Raw genomic sequence first — 24,542 nt, forward strand, 5'->3', positions numbered from 1 at the left:
GTCAGGAGGCCGGGCGGCCGGCCTTGTCCCAGCCGGCGGACGCGCGCATCAGGCGCTCCATGTCCTTGCGCGCCTTGGCGGCAGCCGCGAGGTCCGTGGCCGGCGGAAAGCGCAGCATCCAGTGGCCCAGCGGATCGACGACGTACAGGTGGTCCGCCAGCTGCTGGCCGCGCGCTGCCGACAGCCACTGCGCCAGCTGCGCCGGGTCCACGCGCAGCACCGTGGCCTGATGCAAAGCGGGCTGGAGCGCGGCCCGCACGGGCGCATCGTCGGTCACGAACCAGACCCAGTCGAGGCGGTCCTTGTCCTTGCCCAGGGCCTCGCGCATCTGGCGCTGCAGGTACAGGTGCCGCTCGCACATGGCGTCGCAGGCGCCGCCGCTCACGCTGACCAGCAGCCACTGGCCCTGCAAGGTGGGCAGGGGCACCTTCCTGCCGTCCAGCGTGGTGCCCACGATGGAAGGGATGGGACGTTGCGGCTCGACCAGTTCGCCGTAGCTGCGCCGGCTCTCCGGCCGCACGACGTAGTACGTGAAGTAGGAGGCGAGGACGGGCGCGGCGCACACCAGCGCCAGCACCAGCATCTTCCAGCGCCCGCGCTGCGTGCGCTGTTCGTCGGCCGCGCCCGCCTCCTGCGGCAGCGGCAGCGAGTGCACGGTCAGCCCGAGCGGCTGGTCAAGGATGCCGGGCTTGGCGGCGGGGGACGACGAATTGGAACCAGACATAGAGGATGGCGATCAGCGCGGCGAGGGCCCACCACTGGAAGGCGTAACCGTAATTCTTCTCGGCGCCACTGCCGGCCTGCGGCCACAGCCGCAGCAGCCCTTCGGAAGGAGCGCCCAGCTGCTGCACCGACAGCGCCAGCAGCGGCAAGCCGGTTTCGGCGCGAAAGGCGGCCAGGTCCAGATTCTGCCGGATCGTGCCCTTCTCTTCCCCGGCGAAGGCGTATAGCTTGGCGGGCGGCGGGGCCACCCGGCCGCGGACCTCCACCGGGCCGGTGGGCGTGCGCACGGGAGGCAGGCGGTCGCGGCGCTCGAAATCGCGCTGCACCCAGCCGCGCTGCACCAGCACCACCGCCGGCGTGCCCTCGATGCGCAGGGGCGTGACGACGTAGAAACCCGGCACGGCATTCATCTGGCGGTTGTCCAGGAACACCGTGCGATCCCCCAGCCAGGTGCCGCGCAGGACCACCGGCCGGTGCAGCAGCGCCTCGGGGCTGGGCGCGGCAAGGAGTTCCTGCACCGACACCGGCGCGGCCTGCTCGCGGGCCGCGACGGCATCGTGCAGCGCGGTGCGCTGCTGCCCGCGGCCCCACTGCCACTGGCCCAGGCCCAGGGCCGCGGCGATGCCGACGAGCGCCGCCAACGCGATGAGGACGCGCTTCAGCATGCGCGGCGCACGGCGCGGATAATCGCGGGCATGAAGTATTTCGTCATCGCCGCCTTCATCCTGATCATCGCCAGCCTCGGCTCGGCGCTGTTCTTCATGATGCGCGACGGGCAGGACGGCCGGCCCAAGACCAGCAACATGGCGCGCGCGCTGGCGTTCCGCGTCGGGTTCTCGATCCTGCTGTTCGTGTGCATCCTGCTGGCCTGGAAATTCGGCTACATCCAGCCGACCGGGATTCCGCTGAAGTAGTTCCTGCGAATGGACAAAGGGCCGCGCGAGCGGCCCTTTTTTCTGGGGTCCCCGCCTGCGCGGGGAGGACGCCGGGTCAGAGCCAGTACACCAGGGTGTACAGGAAGAGCCAGACCACGTCCACGAAGTGCCAGTACCAGGCGGCGCCCTCGAAGCCGAAGTGCCGGTCGGCGCTGAAGTGGCCGAACATGAGGCGGATCGTGATGAACAGCAGCATCAGCATGCCGACGATCACGTGGAAGCCGTGGAAGCCGGTGAGCATGAAGAAGGTCGAGCCGTAGGCGCCCGAGGCCAGCGTCAGGTTCATCTCGTGGTAGGCGTGGTAGTACTCGTAGCCCTGCACGAACACGAAGGTCAGGCCCAGCAGCACGGTCGCCCACATCCACATCACGGTGGTGCCGCGGTGGCCGGCGCGCAGCGCGTGGTGGGCGATGGTCAGCGTCACGCCGGAGGACAGGAGCAGCGCCGTGTTGATGGTGGGCAGCCAGAAAGGCGTCATCACCTGGAAGGGCTCGATGATGCCGCCGGGCGAGGCCGTCGTGCCGGGCGCGACGCTGGGCCACACGGCCTTGAAGTCCGGCCACAGCAGGCCGTTGTCCAGGCCGCCGAGCGCCGGCACGGAGTGCGAGCGCATCCACCACAGCGCGGTGAAGAAGGCGCCGAAGAACATCACCTCCGAGAAGATGAACCAGCTCATGCTCCAGCGGAAGGAGAGGTCGATCTTGCGGCCGTACTGGCCGCCTTCGCTCTCGCGCGCGGAATCGCGGAACCACTGGAACAGCACCCAGAACAGCCACAGCAGGCCGAAGAACAGCGAGTACTTGCCCCAGCCGGCGCCGTTGACCCAGTTGGCCGCGCCGAGCAGCACGAAGAACAGGCCGAAGGCCGCGAACGCCGGATGGCGCGAGGGCTGCGGCACGAAGTAATGGGGCGTGGTCCCCTGCGCGCTAGTACTCATCTTGACTCCTGAAAGCTTTTCTTTGGATCACTTTGAAAAGTCGCAAGGACTTTTCGAAATGCTCCGCCTAGTTCTTCACCACCCAGTCGACCAGGAAGATCAGTCCGACCACGAAGACGGCGACGGCGCCCAGCGCCACCGCGATGATGTGGAAGGGATTGAGCTTGCCCAGGTCCTCCTCGTACGAACTTCTCTTGCGCACCCCGAGGAAGGCCCACAGCACCGCCTTGGCGGTCCGCAGAACGCTCATCCGCGCACTCCCTTGTCCCTGGCCACCACCTCCGCCTGCGGCGCCGGCGGCACCTTGCCGCCCACCTCGAAGAAGGTGTACGACAAGGTGATGGTCTTGACGTCCTTGGGCAGCTTCGGGTCGATCACGAAGGCCACCGGCCACTGCTTCTTCTCGCCCGGCGCGAGGGTGTACTGGTTGAAGCAGAAGCACTCGAGCTTGTTGAAGTGCGGGGCCGCCTGGCGCGGCGCGTAGCTGGGGATCGCCTGCGCCGCCATCGTGCGGTCCTGCACGTTCTGGAACTCGTACATCATCGTGGCGAGCTCGCCCGGATGCACCTGCAGGCTGGCCTTTTCCGGCTTGAACTGCCAGGGCCCGCGCGCGTTGGCGTCGAACTCCACCGTGATCGTGCGGCTCGTGTCCACCTGGCTGTTGGCCCGTGCGGTGGAGCCCCCCGGCACCTGCTTTTCGCCCAGCGCCAGGATGTTGATGCCGGTGATCTCGCAGATGTGCCGGTACACCGGGATCAGCGCGTAGCCGAACGTGAACATGCCGGCCGCCACGACGGCCAGCTTGCCCAGCATCTTGCGGTTCTCCGCGCGTCGCGCCACGGTGCTACTTCCCCAGCAGGGTCATCTTGGCGAGGAAGCCGAGGAAGAACACCAGCGCGACGGAGGCGAGGATCAGCGCCAGCCGCAGGTTGCTCTTCTTGCGTTCTTCGTCGTTCATGGCCAGCCGCCCGGTCTCAGTGGGCCGCGCCCTGGTTGGGGTTCACGGTCCTCGGCAGCGCGTCGAGCACGCGCGTGGCGCTCGGGTCCAGGCGCGGGGGCGTCTCGAAGGTGTGGAAGGGAGCCGGCGAAGGCACTTCCCACTCCAGGCCTTCGGCGCCGCGGCCGTCGGCATCGTTCCAGGGCCGCTGGGGCGCCGCGGCGCCCTGGCCGCGCATGCAGGGCAGCACGACGAAGAAGAAGAAGTACACCTGGGCGAAGCCGAAGAAGAAGGCGCCGACGGAAGCGATCGCGTTGAAGTCGGCGAACTGCATCGGGTAGTCGGCGTAGCGGCGCGGCATGCCCGCCAGCCCCAGGAAGTGCATCGGGAAGAACGTGACGTTGAAGGCGATCATGGTCCACCAGAAGTGGATCTTGCCGCGCGTCTCGTTGTACATCACGCCGGTCCACTTGGGCAGCCAGTAGTAGGCGCCGGAGAACATGGCGAACAGCGAGCCGGCCACCAGCACGTAGTGGAAGTGGGCCACGACGTAATAGGTGTCCTGCAGCAGCAGGTCGATGGGCGCCATGGCCAGGATCAGGCCGGTGAAGCCGCCGATCGTGAACACGAAGATGAAGCCCACCGCGAACAGCATCGGGGTCTCGAAGGTCATCGAGCCCTGCCACATCGTCGCGATCCAGTTGAAGATCTTCACCGCCGTGGGCACCGCGATCAGCATGGTCGCGTACATGAAGAACAGCTGGCCCGTCACCGGCATGCCGGTGGTGAACATGTGGTGCGCCCACACGATGAACGACAGGATCGCGATCGAGCTGGTGGCGTACACCATGGAGGCGTAGCCGAACAGGCGCTTGCGCGAGAAGGCGGGCACGACCTGGCTGACGATGCCGAAGGCCGGCAGGATCATGATGTAGACCTCGGGGTGGCCGAAGAACCAGAAGATGTGCTGGTACATCACCGGGTCGCCGCCGCCGGCGGGGTTGAAGAAGGTCGTGCCGAAGTGCCGGTCGGTCAGCGTCATCGTGATCGCGCCGGCCAGCACGGGCATGACGGCGATCAGCAGGTAGGCGGTGATCAGCCACGTCCAGGTGAACATGGGCATCTTCATCAGCGACATGCCGGGGGCGCGCATGTTGAGGATGGTCACGATGATGTTGATCGAGCCCATGATCGAGGACGCGCCCAGGATGTGCATCGCGAAGATGCCGGCGTCCATCGAGGGGCCCATCTGCAGCGTCAGCGGGGCGTACAGCGTCCAGCCGGCGGCCGGCGCGCCGCCGGGCATGAAGAAGGACGCCACCAGCATGATGGCCGCCGGGATCATCAGCCAGAAGCTGAAGTTGTTCATCCGCGCGAAGGCCATGTCGGGCGCGCCGATCTGCAGCGGGATCATCCAGTTCGCGAAGCCCACGAAGGCCGGCATGATCGCGCCGAACACCATGATCAGCCCGTGCATGGTGGTGAACTGGTTGAACAGCTCGGGGTTGACCAGCTGCAGGCCGGGCTCGAACAGCTCGGCGCGGATCAGCAGCGCGAGCGCGCCGCCGATCATCAGCATGGTGAAGGCGAACAGCAGGTACAGCGTCCCGATGTCCTTGTGGTTGGTCGCGTACACCCAGCGCTGCCAGCCGGTGGGCGCGTGGTGGTGGTCGTGGTGCTCGTCGTGTCCGGCGGCGTGTCCGTGGGGGTGGAGAACTGCGCTCATGTCTTCCTCTGTTTCCTCTGCCCTGACTTACTTGCCGCGCTGCGCCAGCACTTCGGCGGGCTGCACGACCTGGCCGGTCTTGTTGGACCAGGAGTTCTTGGTGTAGCTGATGACCGCGGCCAGGTCGGTGTCGCTCAGCTGCTTCCACGCGGGCATGGCGCCCTTGCCGTTCAACACGATGTGGATCTGCTGGGTCTTGTCCGCGTTCTGCACGACCGGCGAGCCGTCCAGGGGCTTGATCGGGCCGGCGCCCTTGCCATTGGGCTGGTGGCAGGCCGCGCAGTTGGCGGCGTAGACCTTCGCGCCGCGCGTGCTGATGTCCGCCAGGGTCCACACCTTGGCAGGATCGTCCTGCTTGGCGGCCATGACCTTCTTCTGCTCCGCGGCCCAGGCCACGAACTGGTCCTGCGACACCACCTTCACGTGGATCGGCATGTAGGCGTGCTCCTTGCCGCACAGCTCGTAGCACTGGCCGTAGAAGTCGCCGACCTTCTCGCTGCGGAACCAGGTGTCGCGCACGAAGCCGGGGATGGCGTCCTGCTTGACGCCGAAGGCCGGGATGCCCCAGGCGTGGATCACGTCGTTGGCCGTCGTGATGATGCGCACCTTCTTGTTCACGGGCACCACCAGCGGGTTGTCCACGGCCAGCAGGTAGTTGCTGGGGATGTCCGCGCTGCGGGCGCCGTCGTTGGACATCTCGCGGTGCGCGGGCAGCAGCGTGGACAGGAAGCTCACGCCCTGCGCGTCGCCGCTGAGGTAGTCGTAGCCCCACTTCCACTGGTAGCCGGTGGCCTTGATGGTCACGTCGGCGTTGGAGGTGTCCTTGGCCGCCACCAGCACCTTGGTGGCCGGCAGCGCCATCACGATCACGATGATGAAGGGGATGATGGTCCAGATCACTTCCACGGTCACCGACTCGTGGAAGTTCGCGGGCTTGTGGCCGACGGACTTGCGGTGCTTCCAGATCGAATAGAACATCACCGAGAACACGGCCAGGAAGATCACGATGCAGGTGATCAGCATGAACCAGTGCAGCCAGGACTGTTCCACGGCGATGCGCGTGGCGGCGGCATGCAGGTTGAGCTGGCGCACCGCGGGGCCGCCGGGCAGGTCCTCCACGGCATGGGCCGTGCCGGCCAGGGCAGCCGCCAGCGAAAGCAGCGCCGCGATCTTCGGAATACTCTTCATCGTTTTCAGCCTCAAGCCTTCAAAAAACCCGTCCCGCGCAGTCTCCCGTGCGCCTCATCCTGGCGCAGCGCCTGGCGGATCTCCCGCGCCAGCACCGGCCGCAATTCCGGCCGGAGGTAGCGCCCGACGATCACGCGCCGGCCCTGCCCGGACACCGCTATGAGCGAGCGGTCGTCCACCGCCGGCTCCACCAGCACCCACTCGCGGTCGAATTCGGCCCGCTCCGTGCGCCCGGCATTTTCCAGTTCCACCACCAGCCGCCGCCCGGAGAGCAGGATGTGCTCCCGGTCGGCCGCATGGCGCGCGTACACCAGGAAGGCCACTCCGACGCCGGCGAGTTCCAGCCACGCGAACGGGAGGACCAGCACCGCACCCTGGAACCAGAAGAAGGTTCCTATCCCCATCGTCACCAGGCACAGCGAGAGGTACAGCCAGCCCAGCTGGGCCGGCTTCACCGAGCAATTGCGCCCCAGGAACCAGTGGATGGCCTGGCCCTGGACGGTGGCGAAGCGGAATACGAGGTCCGACACGGGCGACGCACGTAAATCAACCGCGCATTGTAGCCGCGTGCAACCTGCGACTTTCCCGCCACGCAGGCTTGGCGCCCCGCAGGCGCGCGCGGTGTTGCTGATTGGCGCCGCACGGGCGCCCGCGCTAGGGCCGGCCGCCGCGCAGGATGGCGCGCATGTCACCGACCGACACGGACGTCTGCTCGCCGACGCGGGCGCGCGGCACGGGCTTGAGCGCGTGCCCGTAGACGACCTCGAAGGTCACCGTGAGCTGCCCGTCGTCGCCGCGCAGGTGGCGGTCCAGCTCCTGCAACAGGCGCGCCTTCCAGCCGCGGCCGCGCAGCGCGGGAAAGCGCCCGGGATGCAGGTTGGCGCCCAGCTCGCGCAGCTCCGCCAGCAGGCGCTGCGGCGTGGCGAAGGACAGGCGGATGCGCTCCATGTCCATCACCGGCTCGGCGAACCCGCCGCTCACCAGCATGTCGCCCCAGTCGTGCATGTCGGTGAAATCGTGGCCGGCCGGCGGCCAGCCGAGTTCCGCGTACAGGCCGCGCAGTTCCCGCAAGGTGTCCGGGCCCAGGCAGGAGAACATGAGGAAGCCGTCGACGGCCAGCGCCTGGTGCCACTGCTTCATCAACGCCTGCGGGTCCGCGCTGGTGTGCAGCCGCATGTTGGACCACAGCATCTGCACGCCCCCGGGCGGGACGGCGCCGAAGTCGACCTTGCCCGCGCTGCCCAGCCGCTTCCACCAGGCCGGCGCCAGCTGCTCGCGCGCCACCGCCGCGCGCGCCGCTTGCGGCTCGACCACATGGACGCGTGCCTGCGCATAGCGCTGGACGACGCGCTGGTGCGCCGCAAGCCCGCCGCGCACCGGCTCCCAGTCGGCCCAGGCGGCGGGCGCGCGCTTGATCCACTCCAGGCGCTCCTCCATGCGGCGGCCCACCTCCTCGTGCAGCCACGGGCTGGCGGCGGGCGCGGCGCGCTCCCAGCGCTCGGCGGCGACGGGATCGATGGTGGGGGGACGTTCGGATGCCATGGGCGGGGCTGGCAAGTATATTGAGGCGATGCGCAACGCCTGGCTGCAGCGCTGGACGAAAGACACCCCGAGCCGCTGCGCCGTGTGCGGCGCCTGGCCGGCGCGTGCGCTGTGCGATGCCTGCGTGGTGCGCTTTGCGCCGCCGCGCCACCGTTGCCGCACCTGCGCCCTGCCCTTGCCCGAGGGCGCGGACAGCTGCGGCGCCTGCCTGCAGGAGCGGCCGCCGCTGGACGCATGCTACGCCGCCGTCGCCTACGCGTATCCCTGGTCGGGCCTGGTCGGCCGCTTCAAGTTCGGCGGCGAGCCCGGCTGGGCGCAGGCGCTGGCCGAGCGCATGGGCGCGGTGGCCGGCGTGCGCGAGGAACTGGCGCAGGCCGACCTGGTGCTGCCGGTGCCGCTGGCGCCGCGGCGCCTGGCCGAGCGCGGCTTCAACCAGGCCTTGCTGCTGGCACGGCAACTCGCCCGCGACAAGGCCGAGTCACAGCTGCTGCTGCGGCTGCGCGAAACCGGCTCGCAGACCGCGCTGGACCGCCGGGACAGGCGCGCGAACGTGCGCGATGCGTTCGGCATCGAACCCTTGCGGGCGGCGGAGCTGAGGGGCAAGGCGGTGGTGCTGGTCGACGACGTGATGACCAGCGGCGCCTCGCTGCATGCCGCCGCCGCGGCGGTGCGGCAGGCCGGTGCGGCACGCGTGAGTGCCGTCGTCCTCGCCCGCACCGAAGAAGACGCCTGAGCGGCGGCGGCGACAATGGGCGCATGTTCCACATCGTGCTCGTCACCCCCGAGATCCCGCCCAACACCGGCAACGTGATCCGCCTGGCGGCCAACACGGGCTGCGCGCTGCACCTGGTCGAGCCGCTGGGCTTTTCGATGGACGACCGGCACATGCGGCGGGCGGGACTCGATTACCACGAGTACGCGGACGTGCAGCGCCACGCGGACTGGCCGACCTTCCTGCGGCAAGCCGCGCCGCAGCCCGATCGCATGTTCGCCCTCACCACGCGCGGCACGCGCCGCGTGCACGACGTGGCCTTCGCGCCGGGCGACTGGCTGGTGTTCGGATCGGAGACCGCGGGGCTGCCGGCGCCGCTGCTGGAAACATTCACGGCCTCGCAGCGGCTGCGCCTGGCGATGCGGCCGGGGCAACGCAGCCTCAACCTGTCGAACGCCGTGGCCGTGACCGTGTTCGAAGCGTGGCGGCAGAACGGGTTCGCCAGCGCAGGCTGAGCCTTGCGCAACGAGCGACACAAGCAATACTTAGTTGCCTTGCGCTCAGTTTGAACTCTTTGCCACAGTCCTGCATCTCACTAGCAACCGGCCCGTCAGGGCAGGCCAGGCAACCCAGACTCCTTTCTTCTCTGCCCGCTTCGTGCGGGCATTTTTTTGCCTGGTAACGGGATACACATGCCTCAGGCGTAGCGCCGCGTCAGCGACTCCGCCACGCACGCCGGCCGGTCGCTGCCTTCGCGTTCCACCGTCACGTTCCAGGTCATCTGGTAGCCGTTGTCCGCAAGCGCCTCGCACGCGAGCAGCTTGATCCGCGCCCGCAGGCGGCTGCCCACCGGCACCGGCGCGGTGAAGCGCACCCGGTTGAGCCCGTAGTTCACGCCCATGCGCGTGTCCAGCACCTCGATGGCCGATTCGAAGAACCTGGGCAGCAGCGACAGGGTGAGGAAGCCGTGCGCGATCGGCGCCCCGAAGGGCCCGTTCTTCGCACGTTCCACGTCGACGTGGATCCACTGGTGGTCGCCGGTCGCCTCGGCGAACAGGTCGACCTGCTGCTGGGTCACGGTGATCCAGTCGCTGGTCGCGACCTCCTGGCCGACGAGGGGCACCAGCTCGGCGAGTTTCTGGAAGGTGCGCATGGCGTCAGCGCGCGCTGGCCAGGTAGTCGAGCGCCAGCGCGGCGAGCGACTTCACCCCCACCGGCATCGCGTCCTCGTCGAAGTCGAACAAGGGCGAGTGGTTGGGCGCCGCGGTCGCCGGCGTCTTGCCCTTGGGCACGGCGCCCAGCATGTAGAAGAAGCCCGGCGCCTCGGCCTGGAATTCCGAGAAGTCCTCCGACGCCGACACCTTGGGGATCACCATGGCCTTGCCGCCGGTGGCTGCCCGCAGCACGGCCACGCTGGTGTCCGTGATGGCCGCCGGGTTCACGGTGGTCGGATACGCGGACGGCCCGAAGGCTACCTTGGCCTTGGCGCCCGAGCTTGCGGCGATCGCCTCTGCCGTTGCGGTGATGCGCTTCTTGGCATCGGTGCGCATCTCCTCGTTGAAGGTGCGCAGCGTGCCCAGCATCGTCACCGAGTCCGGGATGATGTTCTCGCGGTTGCCGCCCTGGATCATGCCGATGGTCACGACCGCCGGCTCGTTGCTGATGTTCAGCTGGCGGCTCACCACGGCCTGCAGGCCGAGCACGATCTGCGCCGAGGTCACGATCGGATCCACGCCATTCCAGGGCATGGCGCCGTGGGTCTGGCGTCCGGTCACCTCGATGCGGATCGTGTCGGCGGATGCGAGCAGCGGGCCCGACCGGTAGCCCAGCGTGCCGCTGGGCATGTTGGGGCTGATGTGCAGGCCATAGACCGCGTCCACCCCCTTCATCACGCCGGCCTGCACCATGGCCTTCGCGCCCCAACTCTCCCCCGGTTTCGGCTCGGCCGACAGGCCTTCCTCGGCGGGCTGGAAGATGAACTTCACATTGCCCCGGATCTGGTCGCGCATGCCCGCGAGCACCTCCGCGACGCCCATGAGCATCGCCGTGTGGCCGTCGTGCCCGCAGGAGTGGGCCACGGGCGATTCCTTGCCCATCTGGAGCTGCGAGGCGGCCGATGCGAACGGCAGGCCCGTGGCTTCCTTGACCGGCAGGGCGTCCATGTCGGCGCGCAGCGCCACCGTCTTGCCGGGGCGTGCGCCCTTCAGGAGGCCGACGACCCCGTGGCCGCCGACGCCGGTCGTGACCTCGAGCCCCAGCTTGCGCAGGTGGTCGGCCACCAGGCCAGCGGTGCGCGCTTCCTGGCCGGACAGCTCCGGGTGCTGGTGGATGTCGCGGCGCCAGCCGACCACCTTGGCCTGCACGGCGCCGGCGCGGGCGTCCAGCGCCTGGAGCTGCGCGCTGTTGATCGTCTGGGCGTCGGCGGCGGCGCTGGCGACCGGCAGCAGCGCCGCGGCGAGCATGCGCAGGCCGGAGGTGGAACAGGGAAGGCGGAGGGGCATGGCGGTCTGCGCTCGAAAGGGGGAGCTCCAATGTAGCAACGGCCCGCGGCCGCGGGAACGCTTTCAGTAGCGCGGGCGACAGGCTGCCGGACCGCTCAGGCGTCCAGCCACCGCGTGAGATCGCGCCACTGCTCCAGGTCGCGCTCGACCTTGGCCGGCGCCACGTCGAACAGCGTCAGCCCGCGTGCCGCCAGGTGCACGTAGTTCTGCGTGGGGCGCAGGAAACCGAGCACCGGCAGGCCCAGGGCGTCGACGAACTCCTGCAGCTTGTCGGCCGCGATCGTGCGCGGGTCGACCCGCGTGCCGACGATGCCGACCTGCATGCGACCGGCCTTGCGGTGGTGTGCCAGCTCGTCGAGGAAGGCGCGGGTGGCGTACATGTCGAAGATGCTGGGCGACAGCGGCACCAGGACCTTGTCGGCGGAGCGCAGCGTGTCCTCCATCCACTTGCCGTGCATGCCGGCAGGTGTATCCAGCACCACGTGCGTCGTGCCCTTGGGCGGCCTGGCGATCTGGCCCTCACCCACTTCCCAGCTGGCTATGGGGCGCGCCTCGGCCGGCCGCAAGCGCAGCCACAGGCGGGAGGACTGCTGGCGGTCCGCATCGCCCAGCATGACCGGGTGCCCCCGGCTCGCGTAGCAGCCAGCGATGTTGGTGGCGACCGTGGTCTTGCCCACCCCGCCCTTCGGATTCGCAACCACGACGACCGGCATGCCGTTGTCTCCTGTGCTTTGCGGCCGGACGCCGCCGCGGCCTATTGTTGCAGGCCACGGATGAGTTCGCAAACTAGGCCCAGGCGTCCCAGACCAGCTTCAGGCCGGTCAGCAGCATGCCCAGGTAGATCAGCTGGTAGAAGCGCCGCGGCTGGATCCGGTGCGCCAGGCGTACGCCGACCAGCACGCCCACCGGTGCGAAAGGCATCAGGGCCAGCGAGGTCGTCATGTTGCGCAGGTCCAGCAGCCCCAGCCAGCCGTACGGGATCCACTTGCTCAGGTTGATCACGAAGAAGAACACGCTCATGGTCGCCGCGAACGTCACGGGCGCGAGCCGCATCGGCAGCACGTAGGCGTTGACCGGCGGCCCGCCGGCGTGCGCCACGAAGCTGGTGAAGCCCGACGTGGCGGTGAGCACGGCGCCCAGCCAGCGCGGCGGGGCCTTGCTGTCAGGCCGGGGCGGAAACAGCAGGCGCTGCGCCAGGAAAGCCAGCGTGAACACGCCCACGATGCCGGCCACCAGCCGCGCATCCAGCAGCCGGAACGACAGCGTGCCGATGACGGTGCCCACCAGTCCGGCCGGCACCAGGAAGCGCAGCAGCTTGCCGTCCCACTTGCCGCGGTAGGCGGCCAGGCCCATGAGGTCCATCACGAGGAGGATGGGCATCAGGATCGCTGCCGCCTGCGGCACGGTGACGGCCAGCGCCATGATCGGCACGGCGAGCGAGCCGAAGCCGGCGCCGAAGCCGCTCTTGCTGATGCCCAGGAGCAGGACGGCGGGGATCGCGGCGGCGTAGAAGTGCCAGTCCGTGACCAGCGGCAGTCCGCTCAACCCAGGCGCTTCTTCAGGTTCTGCAGCGAAACCAGCAGGTCGCCGATGAACTTGGCGGTCGTCTCGTCGGTGAGCTTGCCTTCGGCGTCGAACTTGCCCGCGACGTTGCCGATGAACACCTCGGGCTTGTTGACGGTGAAGCTGTTCATGAACACCAGCACCTTGCGCAGGTCGTACTGCACGCGCGCCGTGCCCACCGGGCCGGGGCTCGCGCCCATGAGGGCCACCACCTTGCCGTCGAAGGGCGGCTCGGGCGGGCGCGACATCCAGTCCAGCGTGTTCTTCAGCACGCCCGGGATGGAGAAGTTGTATTCCGGCGTGACCAGCAGCACCGCATCGGCGGCGCGGATCTTCGCCTTCAGCGCCGCGACTTCGGCCGGCTCGCCGGCGGCGCGCACGTCGTCGTTGTAGAGCGGGATGGCCGAGATGTCGGCGATCTCGATCTCCATGCCCGCGGGCGCGAGCTTCTGCGCGGCGCGCAGGGCCATGGCGTTGTAGGAGGCCTTGCGCAGGCTGCCGCAGATTCCGAGTACTTTCATGGTGTCCATTCGAGCTGTTTCATTCCGCGCGGATCGCGAGCGTCTTCACCAGCCGGGACCAGTGCTCCACGTCGCGCCTGACCAGCGCACGCGCATCATCGCCGATCAGCGCCAGCGGCTTGCCGCCGCTTTTCGCCAGGGCCTCCTGCACGTCGGGCAGGGCGGCCAGTTTCGCGAAATCCGCGCGCAGCTTCTGCAGCACCTCGGGCGGCGTCTTCGCCGGCGCGAACAGGCCGAACCAGGATTCGAGCTCGAGCGGCGCGGCGCCCGTTTCCTGCACCGTCGGTACCTGGGGGTGCATGGGGTTGCGCGCGGCGCCGGAGACCGCCAGTGCCTTGGCATTGCCGGCGTCCACCTGCACGCGCGCCGTGGGCGACAGGTCGAAGAACAGGTCGACACGCGCGCCCAGCAGATCCTGGTAGGCAGGCTGCGCGCCGCGGTAAGGCACGTGCGCCACGTCCACCTTGGCCAGGTGCCACAGCGCCGCGGCCAGCACGTGCTGGCCCGAGCCGTTGCCGGCGGAGGCGTAATTGAGCTTGCCGGGGTTGGCCTTCGCGTAGGCGAGCACTTCCGGCAGCGAGTTGAAGGGCAGGTCCTTGCGGCCGACCAGCGTGTAGCTGTAGCTCACGAGCAGGCCGACCGGCTCGAAGTCCTTGAGGCTGTCGTAGGGCAGGTTCGCGTACAGGCCCGGGTTCAGGGCCAGGTTGGACACCGAACCCACCAGCAAGGTGTAGCCGTCCGGGGCCGCCTTGGCCGCGTAGTCCGTGCCGACCAGCGTGCCGGAGCCGGTGCGGTTTTCCACCACGAAGCTCTGGCCGGTGAGCCGGGCGTAGCGGTCCGCGAGCAGGCGGCCCACGGTGTCGAAGCCGCCGCCGGGAGGCTGCGGCACGACGATGCGCACCGGCTTCGCGGGATAGGCCTGCGCGTGCGCGAGGCCCGCGGCGCACGCCAGGAGCGCGCTGGCCAGGAGGTGCCGCCGCCGCATCACCGCTCCAGCGCGCCGCCGGCGAGCCAGCGCGCGCCGCGCCTGTACAGCTCCTGCACGACCGGCCCCTTGAGCATGGGCATGTCCATCTTGACCTTGTAGCCGATGCGCGTCTGGATGTAGGCCAGGTGGCGGTAGCCCTCGGGCATGCTCGCGAGCAGCGCCGGGTCGAGCTTGAGTTGCGCGGTCGGGTCCACCGGATCGATCCGGTCCTTCTCGTAGATCGGCTGGCGGTGCAGCATCTTCCATTCGCCTTCGTGCCGCACGATGAAGTCGTGGAAGCGTCCCGTGCACACCACGTCGCACAGCACGGGGCCGTCGACGCCTTCGACCATGCCGCGCTGCGAGATGGTCATCTTGGTCTGCGCGATCGCGCGATCGCCGGCGATCTCGATGGCGCAGCCGCCGAGGAAGTGCAGGATGCTCACGCCCTTGTCCCAGCCCTCCTGCGTCACGCGGATGAAGTCGCGGAACGACCCCTGGAACCAGGTGGCCATCATCACGCCGTCGGGGTGCCACACGGTGGCGAAGCGCTCCCAGTCCCCCGCATCGCGCCACACCGCCCAGCGCTCGACGAGCTCGCGGATCAGGATCTTGTCGTTCATGTCGTTGGTCATGGGGCATCTTCGTCGGGAAACTGGGATCGCACTCTAGGCGGCGGGCCCGGCCTGCGAAAGACCCTGGCCGCAAATGAGTTTTCCGCCGGCTGGAAGAGACCGTCCGGCGACCCGCGGCGTGCGAGCCGCGCGCTCGCGACCTCCTCCTACAGCTGGGGTAGCCGCGCGCCGCTCGTGCAATGGCATGCTTGGCGTCCAACACCTGCATTTGTCAGCCGCTGCATGACCCGCTGCCCCCCGCTTGCGACGAAGGATGGCCGGGGCACGCTCGAGCGCATGCCCAAGTGGCTGATCTGTGTGCCGCTGGTCCTGCAGTGGTTCTGGCTGGGGCTGCGTCATCGCAGCATGACGCTGCCATCGGCGGCCAATCCGGCAATCACCTGCGGCGGGCTCGTCGGCGAAGGCAAGCTCGAATACTTTCGCGGCATGGGGCCGCTGGCGCGCGCTGCCACCGCGACTTCCTGTGCGGTGGTGAACGACGCCGGGCTCGACGCGCCCTCGCTGCAGGCGACACTGCGACGCGCCGGCCTGTCCTTCCCCGTCATTGCCAAACCCGACCTGGGCCTGTGCGGCCACGGCGTGCGCCGCATCGACGGCATGCCGGCCTTGCTGGACTACCTTCGCCGGTTCCCGCGCGGCGAAACCGTGGTGCTGCAGGAGTACCTTGCGCAAACCGGGGAGGCCGGCATCTTCTATGCCCGGGACCCGGACAGCGGCACGGGGATGGTCATCGGCTTGGCGCTGCGCGCATTCCCGCAGGTCACCGGGGACGGCGTGCGCACGGTCGCCGAGCTCGTGGCCGCGGATGCGCGCGCGCGCCGCTCGCTTGGCCACGCCCGACACGACTGCACCGTCGACCCGGCCGCCGTGCCCGCGGCGGGCGAAACGGTGCGCCTGGCCACCATCGGATCGACGCGGGTCGGCGGGCTCTACCGCGACGGCCGGGACTGCATCACGCCGCAGCTCGTGGCGGCGATCGACGCGATCGCGCGCGACATGCCCCAGTTCCATTTCGGCCGGTTCGACGTGCGTTTCGACAGCCTGGCGGACCTGCGCGCGGGCACCGGCCTGCGCATCATGGAAGTCAACGGCGCCGGCTCCGAGGCGATCGAGGCCTGGGACCCGGGCACCCGCCTCATCGATGGCCTGCGCACGATCTTTCGCAAGCAGGCCCTGCTGTTCGCGATCGGCGCTGCGCGCAGGCGCGAGGGCGTGCGCCCCATTCCACTGCTGGAGCTTGCCCGCCTGAACCGGCGGCAGTACCGGCTGATCGGCCTCTATCCCCCGTCCAACTGACGCGCCCGGCATGGACTCCTGCAGCACCGTCCTCACGACCGCAAACCGTCCGGCCACGCGGGGCTTCCTGGTCGAATGGGCCCGCTGCGAGGAAGACGTGCGCGAGGCACAGCGCTTGCGCTTTCGGGTGTTCGCCCAGGAGATGGGCGCGTGCCTCGCACCGCCGCCCGGCACGCCGCCCGGCCTGGACGCCGACCGCTTCGATGCGTTCTGCGATCACCTGCTGGTGCGCGCGCTGGACCGTGGCGACAACGAGCGCGGTCCAGTCATCGGCACCTACCGGGTCCTGCCGCCGGCGCAGGCGCGCGCGGCCGGCGGCTACTACGGCGACGGCGAATTCGACCTGTCTGCCCTGGCGGCCCTGCGGCCGCGGGCGGTCGAACTGGGGCGCTCCTGCGTCCATGCCGACTGGCGCCTGGGCAGCGTGATCATGAGCATGTGGACGGCGCTGGCCGACTACCTGGTGCGCCACCGCCTCGACACCATGATCGGCTGCGCGAGCATCAGCCTGGCCCATGGGCCGCTGCCCGCGATCGCGCTGTGGGAAAGTCTTCGGCACGCCTACATGGCTGCCCCGCCGTGGCGGGTGCGCCCGCTGCACGGCATCCCGGGTGCGGCAAGCCACGCCTCACCCGGCGGCGAGACCGGCCCGACCGCCCTGCCGGAGGCCCCGCCCCTGATCAAGGGCTATCTGCGCTGCGGCGCGCGCGTGCTCGGGCCGCCGGCGCTGGACACGGCGTTCAACACGGCCGACCTGCCGATGATGCTGCGCCTGGGCGAGATGGCACCGCGCTACCGCAGGCACTTCCTCGTTGCGGCGTGAACAGCCGGCGCGACCCGGGCACGGCGGGATTGCGCCCTCGGTAGCCCGCGCTCGCGCAACGGACGCTACACGCCCAGATAGGCCTTGCGGATCTCCGGCTTGTCCATCAACTCGCTCGCCAGCCCTTCCGCCACGATGCGCCCTTCTTCCATCACGTAGGCCCGGCGGGCGAGCTCCATCGCCATGGCGACGTTCTGCTCCACCAGCAGCACGGAGGTGCCGGCCGCGTTGATCTCGCGGATGGCCTCGAACATGTCCAGCACCACGGCAGGCGCCAGGCCGAGCGAGGGCTCGTCCAGCAGCAGCAGCTGCGGCCGGCTCATGAGCGCGCGGCCGATCGCCACCATCTGCTGCTGGCCGCCGGACAGCGCGCCCGCGGGTTGCTGCAGCTTCTGCTTGAGCGCGGGGAACAGCGCCAGCACCCGTTCCATCGACGCGCCGCGTTGCGCCCGCGCCTGCGGCAGGTAGCTCCCGAGTTCCAGGTTGTCCTGCACGCTCATGGCCGTGAACAGCCGCCGGCCTTCCGGCACGATGGCGATGCCGGTGGCGCAGAAGCGGTGGCTGGCGAGCTGCGTGATGTCGCGGCCGTCGAAGGCCAGCCGGCCGCCGCGCGCGCGGTGCAGGCCCGCAACCACGTTGATCAGCGTGCTCTTGCCCGCGCCGTTGGGACCGACCACGCACACGAGTTCGCCCCGGCCCACGCGCAGCGACACGTCCCACAAGGCGGGCGCGGCGCCGTAGGCGGCCTGGATGCGATCGACCTCAAGCATGGGCCGCCTTTCCCAGGTAGGCGGTCATGACCTGCGCATCCTGCATCACCTCGCTGGCCTGGCCTTGCGCGATCAGCTTGCCGTGGTTCAGCACCACGATGCGGTCGGTCAAGGCCATCACGGCGCGCATCACGTGCTCGACGAACACGATGGTGGAGCCCTGGTCGCGGATGCGCCGGATCAGCTCGATCGCCTCGTTGATCTCTCCGGGCGTCAGGCCCGAGAGCACCTCGTCCAGCAGCACCAGCCGCGGCCGCGCGGCCAGCGCGCGCGCCAGTTCCAGGAACTTGCGCTGGTGCAGGTTCAGGTCTTCCGGCAGCGCATGCGCCCGCGCCTGCAGGCCGGTGAACTCCAGCCACTTCCAGGCTTCGCGCTGCGCTTCCTGCTCCGCCAGCGCAGCGCAGCCGAACCTGGCCACCATGGCGACGTTCTGCAGCACCGTCATGTGCGCGAAGGGGCGCGGGATCTGGTAGGTGCGCGCGATGCCCGCATGCGCCATGCGGTGCGCCGGGGCGCCGGTGAGGTCCTGGCCATCGAAGAGGATGCGGCCGGCCGACAGCGGGTAATGCCCGCTCACCACGTTGATGAAGGTGGACTTGCCGGAACCGTTGGGCCCGAGCAGCCCCAGGATCTCGCCCTGGCGCACGTGCAGGTCCACGCCGTCCAGCGCCTGCACGCCCTTGAAGGCCTTGGACAGGCCGCGCACTTCCAGCAGCGGCGCCGCCGTGGGATGCGGCCGCACGCTCGCGGTCGCGACGGGCTGCGGGACCGGGGCGGGCGCCGGTGCGGGTTCGTGCTTGCGCCCGGCCGCGCGGCGCTTGAGGAACTGCCCGAGCATGCCTTCGGGCAGGAACAGGATCACGACGACCAGGATGACGCCCACCGCCGCGCGGCCCGCCACCGCGTGGTCCCCGGCGGTGAAGAAGTACAGCAGCCCCGTGATCGCCGCGGCGCCGATCGCGGGGCCCGCCCAGTGCCGCGTGCCACCGAGCACGCTCATGAGCACCACCGTCAGCGGCACGGTGATGTTGAAGGTCTCCGATGCCGTCACATAGGACACGAACAGCGCATGGATGCCGCCGGCCAGCCCGGCCAGCGCGCAGGACAGCGCGAAGGCCGCCAGCTTGTAGCGGAAGGTGGGCACGCCCATCACCTCGGCCACGTCCTCGTCGTCGTGGATGGCGAACAGGCCGGTGCCCAGCTTGGACCCTTGCACCTTGCAGGCCACCACCAGCGTGAGCACCGCGGACAGCAGGATCATCAGGTACAGCGAGGAGGACGGCGACGGGCCCAGCTTCGGCACCGCCACCGCATTGAGGTAGACGCCCGGCCCGCCGTCGATCGGCGTGTTGATGATGATGGTGGCGACCACGAAGGTCACGGCCAGCGTGAGCAGCGCGAACAGCTCGCCCCGCACGGCCTTCACGCGGAACACCACGAAGCCGATGAACAGGCCCAGCAGCGCCGGCACCAGCGCCGCCATCGGCAGCGTCGCGAGGAAGGGCCAGTCCAGCTTGCCGGCGCAGACGGCCGTCGCGTACATGCCGACGCCGAAGAAGGCGCCATGGCCGAAGGAGAAGTAGCCCGAGTAGCCCGAGAGGATGTTCCACGACACGGCCAGCACCACCCAGTGGAACACCAGGTAGAGGATCGACTCGTAGAACGGCGGCAGTCCCAGCCACGGCAAGGTGGCGAAGGCGAGGCCGGCGGCGAGGATGGCGGCGATGCCCTTGTTCATCGCCAGGCCCTCCCGGGGCGCAACACCAGCATGAGGATCAGCAGCGAGAAGGACACGATGGGCGCCCAGGACGGCGAGGCGACCGCCATGGTGACCGCCTCGCTCACGCCGATCACGATGCCCGCCACCAGCGGCCCGAGCGCGCTGCCCAGGCCGCCCAGCATCACGGCGGCAAACACCACGCCGACCCAGGCGAAGATCTGCGACGGTGTCAGCGTGAAGGTGAGCGCGAGGCAGACTCCGGCGACGCCCGCGAGGGCCGCGCAAGCGCCGGCCAGCACCAGCTCCAGGCGCCTGGCGTCGATGCCGAAGGCCGACGCGATCGGGCCGTCCTCCGCCATCGCGCGCAGGGCCTTGCCCAGGTCCGTGTAGCGCATGCCGGCCCAGATCGCCAGCGAAATGCCCAGCGCGAGCAGGAAGGTCACCAGCTCCGGGATCGGGATGTACAGCTTGCCGACGGTGAACTTCATGGCGTTGTAGTGCGATTCCAGCCGGCGGTAGTCGGCCGTCCAGATGCCCTGGATGGCGCTCTCGATCACCACCGTGATGCCGAAGGTCACCAGCAGCGAGTTGAAGGGCGTGATCGCGAAGCGCGCGAGCACCCACTGCATCGCCGCGCCGACCAGGAAGAACAGCGGCGGCACGAGCAGCAGGGCCAGCAGCGGATCGAGCTTCCAGCTGGCCGACATCTGGTAGCTCAGGTAGCCGCCGAGGAAGACCAGGCCGAAGTGCGACAGGTTGATCTGCCGCAGCAGGCCCCAGGTGAGGCCCAGCCCGAGGCCGATCAGGCCGTACAGACCGCCGATGAAGATGCCGGAGAGGATGGCCTGCAGCAGCAGGTTGAGGCTGGGCAGCGTCATCCGGGGGTCATCGCAGCTGCAGCGTCGCGCCCGGCGCGGCGAAGGACGTGGGCCACACCACCTTCCAGGTGCCGCCCTGCACCTGCTTGATCTTCATGAGGTCGTCGCCGTAGTTGCCGGGACCGTCGAAACGCAGCCGCCCCTGGATGGTGTCGACCTTGTTCTTGCGCAGGTACTCGGCGATCTTCTTGTCGTCCAGGCTGTTGGCGCCGCGCACGCCGGCTTCCAGGATCTGCCAGGCGGAGTACGAGGCGGCGGCCTGCACTTCCACGTGCGTGTCCGGCAAGCCCGCGGCGGCCGCGCGCTCGTTGAAGACCTTCACGAATTCCGCCGCCGTGCCCTGGTTGATGAAGGGCGGATGCTCCTCGAAGATGGTCACCGACAGCGCCTTGTCCCCTTCCGGCGACTTGGTCATGGGGCCGGGCGCGGGGTACATGTGGAAGTGCAGCGGCGGCGTGTAGTCGATCTTCTTCATCGCATCGAGCAGCATGTTGCCTTCCAGGCCGATGTCGCCGATCCACACCAGGTCCGGGTTGGCGTCCTTCACCCGCGCGGCGATGGGGCCGAAATCGCGGTTGCCGAATTCCCATTCGAGGAACAGCACCTCCTTCAGGCCGCGCTTTTTCGCCACCTCGCGCCCGCCCAGCGACATGAAGTGGATGGAGGGGAACTTGCTCGTGACGATGGCGATCGTCCTGGGCGGCTTCTTCGACTGCGCCAGCATGTCGAACAGCGAGTTGGACACCGTGTTCTGCGGATCGGGGCCCAGCGACCAGGCCGGGAACTGCATGTCGTACTTGGCCTGCGACGGGATGCCGAAGGTGTGGTGCACCAGCACCTTGTTGTAGCGCTGGGCCACGCCCATCGCGGAGAGGATGGCGCCCGTCGCATAGGGCCCCATCAGCAGGTCGACCTTGTCGCTGGTCACCAGCTGCTCGTACAGGGTGCGCGCGAGGTCCGCCTTGGACTGGTCGTCCTTGAGCACCCACTGCACCTGCCGCCCGAGGAGGCCGCCGCGCTTGTTCAATTGCTCGATGTAGATCTCGCCCACCAGCTTGTGGGTGAGCGCCGTGGCCGACAGCGGGCCCGTGAGGGCCAGGGTGCTGCCGATGCGGATCGGCTGGCCCTGGGCGAACGCGGGCAGCGCCAGCGCGGCGCCGGCGGCGGTGAGAAGGTTGCGGCGAGAGAGGGTCATGGCTTGTCTCCTGTTTTGCTTGTTCGGGGTACCGGCTCAGTCCACTTGCGCGCCCGAGCGCTTGACCAGCTCGGACCATTTCGCCAGTTCGGTGCGGCCGAAGGCGCCGAGCTCCTCCGGCTTGAGCAGGGGCACTTCCAGCCCCTGCGCGGCGAGCTTGGCCTTCGTGTCCGGGTTCGCCACGGCCTGGGCCACCGCCTCGCGCAGCTTCGCCAGCACCGGAGCGGGCGTGGCCGCGGGCGCATAGAGCATGAACCAGGCAACCAGGTCGAACTCGCCGTAGCCCTGTTCGGTGATGGTGGGCACGTCGGGCGCGGCGCCGGTGCGCCTGGCGCTGGAGACGCCCAGCGCGCGCAGCTTGCCTGCCTTGATCTGCGGCAGCACGGCGGCCGGGTGGTAGAACATGAACTGCGCCTGGCCCGCCATCACGTCCGACAGCGCCATGCCGCCTTCCTTGTAGGGCACGTGCACCATCTCGCCGCCCAGGCGCGCCTTGAGCAGCTCGCCGGCGAGGTGGCCCGAGGTGCCGTTGCCCGCCGACGCGAAGCTGATGCCGCCGCTCTTCTGCGCGGCGGCCTGCAGGTCCTTCAGGTTCCGCAACGGCGAGTTGGCTGCGACCACCAGCAGCGTCGGCGTGTAGCCCGCGAAGCCGATGGGCGCGAAGTCCTTCTGCGCGTCGTATGGCATCTTGCGGTACAGGCCCGGGTTGATCGCGTGCGTGCCCACCGTGCCCATCACGATGGTGTAGCCGTCGGCCGGCGCTTTCGCCACGAGGTCGGCGCCTATGTTGCCGCCGGCGCCGGCGCGGTTCTCCACCACGATGGCCTGCCCCAGCGGCCTGGCCATGCCTTCGGCGAACACGCGCGCGATGATGTCGGTGGTTGTGCCTGGACCAAAGGGAACCACCAGCCGGACCGGCCGGGCCGGATAGTCCTGCTGCGCGTTCGCGGCCAGGGGCGCGGCGAGCGCGAGGGCCGCGAGCGCGGCAAGGACGGTACGGCGGTGGCTCACTTGCGGGTCTCCTTCTGCGTGGCGCCGCGCGGCTTCCAGCCGGCGGCCAGTTCTTCGTTGTGTTCGCCCAGCACGGGCGGCGCGGTCACCTGCACGGGCCGCTCCCCGTCGAAGGACACCGGCGAGCGCACCGTCCGGAAGGTGCCCACCACCGGGTGCTCGGTCTCCACGAACAGCTGCAGGTGCTTCGCCTGCGCATCCTCGGGCACTTCGGCGGTCGTGTACATCGGGGAATGCGGTACGTCGTTGGCCTCCAGCCGGCGGCACCACTCGGCCCGGTCGTGCTGGCGGAAGACGGGGCGCAGCACCTGGATCAGCGCCTCCTGGTTGTCGATGCGGCCCTGGCGGCTGGCGAATCGCTCGTCCTGGAAGATGTCCGCGCGCTCCATGGCGGTGGCCAGGCCCTGCCAGAACTTTTCGGGCGAGGACATGTGCAGCGCGACCCACTTGCCGTCGCTGCACTCCAGCACATAGGACTGCGAGACGCTGGGCCGGCTGAAGGGGCCCATCACCTCGTTGGCCGAGAACAGGTGCTGGAAGGCGTCGAGGTTGAAGTGCGTCATGGCCTCGAACATCGACAGCTCCACCTTGCGCGCCGTGCCGGTCTTCTCGCGGTCGTACAGCGCGCCCAGGATGCCGTAGGCGGCATAGAAGCCGGTCACCAGGTCGGCGATCGCAGGACCGGTCACGCGCGGGTTGCCGGGGTTCACCAGCAGGCGCAGGAAGCCGCTGGCCGCCTGGGCGACGCTGTCGTAGGCGGGACGCTGCGCCGCCGGGCCGGTGGAGCCGAAGCCGCTGATGGCGCAGTAGATCAGGCGCTCGTTGATGCCGCGCAGGCGTTCGAAGCCGGTGCCGATCTGCTCGGCGAAGCCGGGCCGGAAGTTCTGGATGTAGACGTCGGCGTCCTTCACCAGCGCGTCGAACTTCTCCAGGTCCGCCGGCTGCTTGGTGTTGAGCGTCACGCTGCGCTTGTTGCGGTTGACCGTCTGGTAGTGCGGCGAATAGAGGCCTCCCTTGAAGGCGCGGAAGGGGTCGCCGGTGCCGGGCAGTTCCACCTTCACGACGTCGGCGCCCAGGTCGGCCAGCAGCATGGAAGCCGCGGGGCCCGTGATGAAGGTGCCGTGCTCCAGCACGCGCACGCCGTCCAGCACCTTGATCACTTGCGCTCCTGGGGCATGGTGCCGGTGTATTCGTACTCCCGCGTGGCCTGGTAGGACAGGGCGAAGCCGATGGGATCGCTCATTTCCTCGTTCAGGTGGGCGATGAGGCTCGCGGTGCGCGCCAGGATGGGCACGCCCTTCAAGGCACCCACGGGGAAGCCGACGCCGAGCAGCACCGCCGGGATGGCCGCGGAGACATTGAGCTTCAGGTCCTTGCCGACGATGCCGGGGATCAGGTCCTCGACGATCTGCGCGATCTCGACGAAGTGCTGGCCGCCGCCGGCCTGGCGCGACACCGCGAACAAGGCATCGACACGGCGGTCGCGCTCCTTGTGCTCGGGGTGGCCGTAGCCGGGGATGGACTGCTTGCGCTCGCGCCGGCCGGCGATGACCGCGCGCGCCGCTTCGCGCAGGTCGCCGCCGCGCTTCTTCGATTCTTCATCGATCTCGACGAACAGGCGGCCCGCCGATTCAGAGGCCCCGAGGATGACCGAACCACAACCCAGGATGCCGGCCGCGACCGCACCCTGCAGTGCCTCGGGCGCGGCCGCATACGTCATGCGCGCCGCCTGCACGCTGGGCACCAGGCCGTGGTCGGCGATGGCGACCAGGGTGGCGTTGAGCACGGCGCTGCTGGCCGCGTCCGGTTTGCGGCCCGTGAGCAGGAAGTGGAAGTAGTCGGCGAAATTCACCTGCCCGATCACGTCGCGCGACAGGTCCTGCCCGCGCACGACGATGGTGTCCGCGTTGGACGTGGTGATGGCCGAGCGCGGCACGGTGGCCTTGCCGATCTTCATGGGAT

29 protein-coding genes are annotated in these 24,542 nt (G+C 69.4%); 5 read left to right on the plus strand and 24 right to left on the minus strand.

Translation table 11 applies throughout. The features are described 5' to 3' along the window. Position 1: 1 nt before the first annotated feature. Both AC3EGR_RS13220 and AC3EGR_RS13225 read right to left on the minus strand, forming a co-directional pair. Positions 2-724 (minus strand): SCO family protein, encoded by a 723-nt coding sequence (locus tag AC3EGR_RS13220; RefSeq protein ID WP_488546944.1) that lies wholly within the window; start codon positions 722-724, stop codon positions 2-4. After that, positions 675-1,388, minus strand: a complete 714-nt coding sequence (locus AC3EGR_RS13225; RefSeq protein WP_488546945.1) for an SURF1 family protein — start codon at positions 1,386-1,388, stop codon at positions 675-677. Before AC3EGR_RS13225 ends, AC3EGR_RS13220 begins: the two co-directional genes overlap by 50 nt. A gap of 30 nt (positions 1,389-1,418) precedes the next feature. Here AC3EGR_RS13225 and AC3EGR_RS13230 point away from each other — a divergent pair, with 30 nt between their 5' ends. After that, positions 1,419-1,637, plus strand: a complete 219-nt coding sequence (locus AC3EGR_RS13230) for a twin transmembrane helix small protein (RefSeq protein ID WP_488546946.1) — start codon at positions 1,419-1,421, stop codon at positions 1,635-1,637. 76 nt (positions 1,638-1,713) lie between these two features. Here the strand turns inward: AC3EGR_RS13230 and AC3EGR_RS13235 are convergent, their stop codons facing one another. From AC3EGR_RS13235 to AC3EGR_RS13270, 8 genes are all read right to left on the minus strand, one after another. Next, positions 1,714-2,595 (minus strand): cytochrome c oxidase subunit 3, encoded by an 882-nt coding sequence (locus AC3EGR_RS13235; RefSeq protein WP_488546947.1) that lies wholly within the window; start codon positions 2,593-2,595, stop codon positions 1,714-1,716. 67 nt (positions 2,596-2,662) lie between these two features. Beyond that, on the minus strand, positions 2,663-2,845 hold the full coding sequence (locus AC3EGR_RS13240; protein ID WP_488546948.1) for a DUF2970 domain-containing protein: 183 nt from the start codon (positions 2,843-2,845) through the stop codon (positions 2,663-2,665). After that, positions 2,842-3,435, minus strand: a complete 594-nt coding sequence (locus AC3EGR_RS13245) for a cytochrome c oxidase assembly protein (protein ID WP_488546949.1) — start codon at positions 3,433-3,435, stop codon at positions 2,842-2,844. Before AC3EGR_RS13245 ends, AC3EGR_RS13240 begins: the two co-directional genes overlap by 4 nt. 4 nt (positions 3,436-3,439) lie before the next feature. Then, positions 3,440-3,553, minus strand: a complete 114-nt coding sequence (locus AC3EGR_RS13250) for a cytochrome oxidase small assembly protein (protein ID WP_488546950.1) — start codon at positions 3,551-3,553, stop codon at positions 3,440-3,442. A gap of 16 nt (positions 3,554-3,569) precedes the next feature. Further along, entirely contained in the window at positions 3,570-5,258 is a 1,689-nt protein-coding gene (ctaD, locus tag AC3EGR_RS13255) for a cytochrome c oxidase subunit I (RefSeq protein WP_488546951.1), read from the minus strand. A gap of 27 nt (positions 5,259-5,285) precedes the next feature. Next, positions 5,286-6,446 carry a cytochrome c oxidase subunit II gene (gene coxB / locus AC3EGR_RS13260; RefSeq protein WP_488546952.1) on the minus strand — a complete coding sequence of 387 codons (1,161 nt, stop codon included), beginning with the start codon at positions 6,444-6,446 and terminating at the stop codon, positions 5,286-5,288. A gap of 11 nt (positions 6,447-6,457) precedes the next feature. Then, complete coding sequence (locus AC3EGR_RS13265; RefSeq protein WP_488546953.1) at positions 6,458-6,976, minus strand: DUF2244 domain-containing protein; 519 nt, start codon at positions 6,974-6,976, stop codon at positions 6,458-6,460. A gap of 124 nt (positions 6,977-7,100) precedes the next feature. Continuing rightward, positions 7,101-7,988 carry a class I SAM-dependent methyltransferase gene (locus AC3EGR_RS13270; RefSeq protein ID WP_488546954.1) on the minus strand — a complete coding sequence of 296 codons (888 nt, stop codon included), beginning with the start codon at positions 7,986-7,988 and terminating at the stop codon, positions 7,101-7,103. A gap of 28 nt (positions 7,989-8,016) precedes the next feature. On the opposite strand from AC3EGR_RS13270, the gene AC3EGR_RS13275 reads away from it, so the two are divergent. Both AC3EGR_RS13275 and AC3EGR_RS13280 read left to right on the plus strand, forming a co-directional pair. Next, entirely contained in the window at positions 8,017-8,721 is a 705-nt protein-coding gene (locus AC3EGR_RS13275; protein WP_488546955.1) for a ComF family protein, read from the plus strand. 23 nt (positions 8,722-8,744) lie between these two features. Next, positions 8,745-9,215 carry a tRNA (cytidine(34)-2'-O)-methyltransferase gene (locus AC3EGR_RS13280; RefSeq protein ID WP_488546956.1) on the plus strand — a complete coding sequence of 157 codons (471 nt, stop codon included), beginning with the start codon at positions 8,745-8,747 and terminating at the stop codon, positions 9,213-9,215. A gap of 182 nt (positions 9,216-9,397) precedes the next feature. On the opposite strand, the gene AC3EGR_RS13285 is transcribed toward AC3EGR_RS13280, so the two are convergent. The 7 genes from AC3EGR_RS13285 to AC3EGR_RS13315 all read right to left on the minus strand — a co-directional run bounded on the left by AC3EGR_RS13285 (position 9,398) and on the right by AC3EGR_RS13315 (position 14,887). After that, the gene (locus AC3EGR_RS13285) at positions 9,398-9,853 is read right to left on the minus strand and encodes a MaoC family dehydratase (RefSeq protein ID WP_488546957.1); all 456 of its coding nucleotides are present in this window, start codon (positions 9,851-9,853) and stop codon (positions 9,398-9,400) included. A gap of 4 nt (positions 9,854-9,857) precedes the next feature. Beyond that, positions 9,858-11,201, minus strand: a complete 1,344-nt coding sequence (locus tag AC3EGR_RS13290) for an amidohydrolase (RefSeq protein WP_488546958.1) — start codon at positions 11,199-11,201, stop codon at positions 9,858-9,860. A 95-nt stretch (positions 11,202-11,296) separates the two neighbouring features. Then, positions 11,297-11,914 carry a ParA family protein gene (locus AC3EGR_RS13295; protein ID WP_488546959.1) on the minus strand — a complete coding sequence of 206 codons (618 nt, stop codon included), beginning with the start codon at positions 11,912-11,914 and terminating at the stop codon, positions 11,297-11,299. Between the two features lie 73 nt (positions 11,915-11,987). After that, complete coding sequence (locus tag AC3EGR_RS13300; RefSeq protein WP_488546960.1) at positions 11,988-12,746, minus strand: sulfite exporter TauE/SafE family protein; 759 nt, start codon at positions 12,744-12,746, stop codon at positions 11,988-11,990. After that, a complete protein-coding gene (locus tag AC3EGR_RS13305; protein WP_488546961.1) occupies positions 12,743-13,285 on the minus strand; it encodes an NADPH-dependent FMN reductase in 543 nt (180 codons plus the stop codon). The genes AC3EGR_RS13300 and AC3EGR_RS13305 overlap by 4 nt, the downstream gene beginning before the upstream one ends. Positions 13,286-13,304: 19 nt before the next feature. Further along, the gene (locus tag AC3EGR_RS13310; RefSeq protein ID WP_488546962.1) at positions 13,305-14,270 is read right to left on the minus strand and encodes a Bug family tripartite tricarboxylate transporter substrate binding protein; all 966 of its coding nucleotides are present in this window, start codon (positions 14,268-14,270) and stop codon (positions 13,305-13,307) included. Further along, positions 14,270-14,887, minus strand: a complete 618-nt coding sequence (locus AC3EGR_RS13315; RefSeq protein WP_488546963.1) for a nuclear transport factor 2 family protein — start codon at positions 14,885-14,887, stop codon at positions 14,270-14,272. The genes AC3EGR_RS13310 and AC3EGR_RS13315 overlap by 1 nt, the downstream gene beginning before the upstream one ends. Positions 14,888-15,109: 222 nt before the next feature. On the opposite strand from AC3EGR_RS13315, the gene AC3EGR_RS13320 reads away from it, so the two are divergent. Together AC3EGR_RS13320 and AC3EGR_RS13325 are read left to right on the plus strand one after the other, a co-directional pair. Beyond that, positions 15,110-16,183: a hypothetical protein gene (locus tag AC3EGR_RS13320; protein WP_488546964.1), complete on the plus strand. Its 1,074-nt coding sequence runs from the start codon at positions 15,110-15,112 to the stop codon at positions 16,181-16,183. Positions 16,184-16,193: 10 nt separating this feature from the next. Beyond that, positions 16,194-17,006 carry a GNAT family N-acetyltransferase gene (locus AC3EGR_RS13325; protein WP_488546965.1) on the plus strand — a complete coding sequence of 271 codons (813 nt, stop codon included), beginning with the start codon at positions 16,194-16,196 and terminating at the stop codon, positions 17,004-17,006. Between the two features lie 65 nt (positions 17,007-17,071). Here AC3EGR_RS13325 and AC3EGR_RS13330 read toward each other — a convergent pair whose 3' ends face one another. The 7 genes from AC3EGR_RS13330 to AC3EGR_RS13360 are packed head-to-tail and all read right to left on the minus strand — an operon-like array spanning position 17,072 to position 24,537. Beyond that, the gene (locus AC3EGR_RS13330) at positions 17,072-17,776 is read right to left on the minus strand and encodes an ABC transporter ATP-binding protein (protein ID WP_488546966.1); all 705 of its coding nucleotides are present in this window, start codon (positions 17,774-17,776) and stop codon (positions 17,072-17,074) included. Further along, a complete protein-coding gene (locus AC3EGR_RS13335; RefSeq protein WP_488546967.1) occupies positions 17,769-19,514 on the minus strand; it encodes a branched-chain amino acid ABC transporter ATP-binding protein/permease in 1,746 nt (581 codons plus the stop codon). Before AC3EGR_RS13335 ends, AC3EGR_RS13330 begins: the two co-directional genes overlap by 8 nt. Further along, positions 19,511-20,374, minus strand: coding sequence for a branched-chain amino acid ABC transporter permease (locus AC3EGR_RS13340; protein WP_488546968.1), 864 nt, complete (start codon positions 20,372-20,374; stop codon positions 19,511-19,513). Before AC3EGR_RS13340 ends, AC3EGR_RS13335 begins: the two co-directional genes overlap by 4 nt. A 7-nt stretch (positions 20,375-20,381) precedes the next feature. After that, positions 20,382-21,569 carry an amino acid ABC transporter substrate-binding protein gene (locus AC3EGR_RS13345; protein ID WP_488546969.1) on the minus strand — a complete coding sequence of 396 codons (1,188 nt, stop codon included), beginning with the start codon at positions 21,567-21,569 and terminating at the stop codon, positions 20,382-20,384. Between the two features lie 36 nt (positions 21,570-21,605). Next, complete coding sequence (locus AC3EGR_RS13350; protein WP_488546970.1) at positions 21,606-22,580, minus strand: Bug family tripartite tricarboxylate transporter substrate binding protein; 975 nt, start codon at positions 22,578-22,580, stop codon at positions 21,606-21,608. Next, positions 22,577-23,740: a CaiB/BaiF CoA transferase family protein gene (locus AC3EGR_RS13355; RefSeq protein ID WP_488546971.1), complete on the minus strand. Its 1,164-nt coding sequence runs from the start codon at positions 23,738-23,740 to the stop codon at positions 22,577-22,579. The genes AC3EGR_RS13350 and AC3EGR_RS13355 overlap by 4 nt, the downstream gene beginning before the upstream one ends. After that, on the minus strand, positions 23,737-24,537 hold the full coding sequence (locus AC3EGR_RS13360; RefSeq protein WP_488546972.1) for a citryl-CoA lyase: 801 nt from the start codon (positions 24,535-24,537) through the stop codon (positions 23,737-23,739). Before AC3EGR_RS13360 ends, AC3EGR_RS13355 begins: the two co-directional genes overlap by 4 nt. Positions 24,538-24,542 lie beyond the last annotated feature (5 nt).

It is taken from the genome of Ramlibacter sp. G4-7, assembly GCF_057784995.1.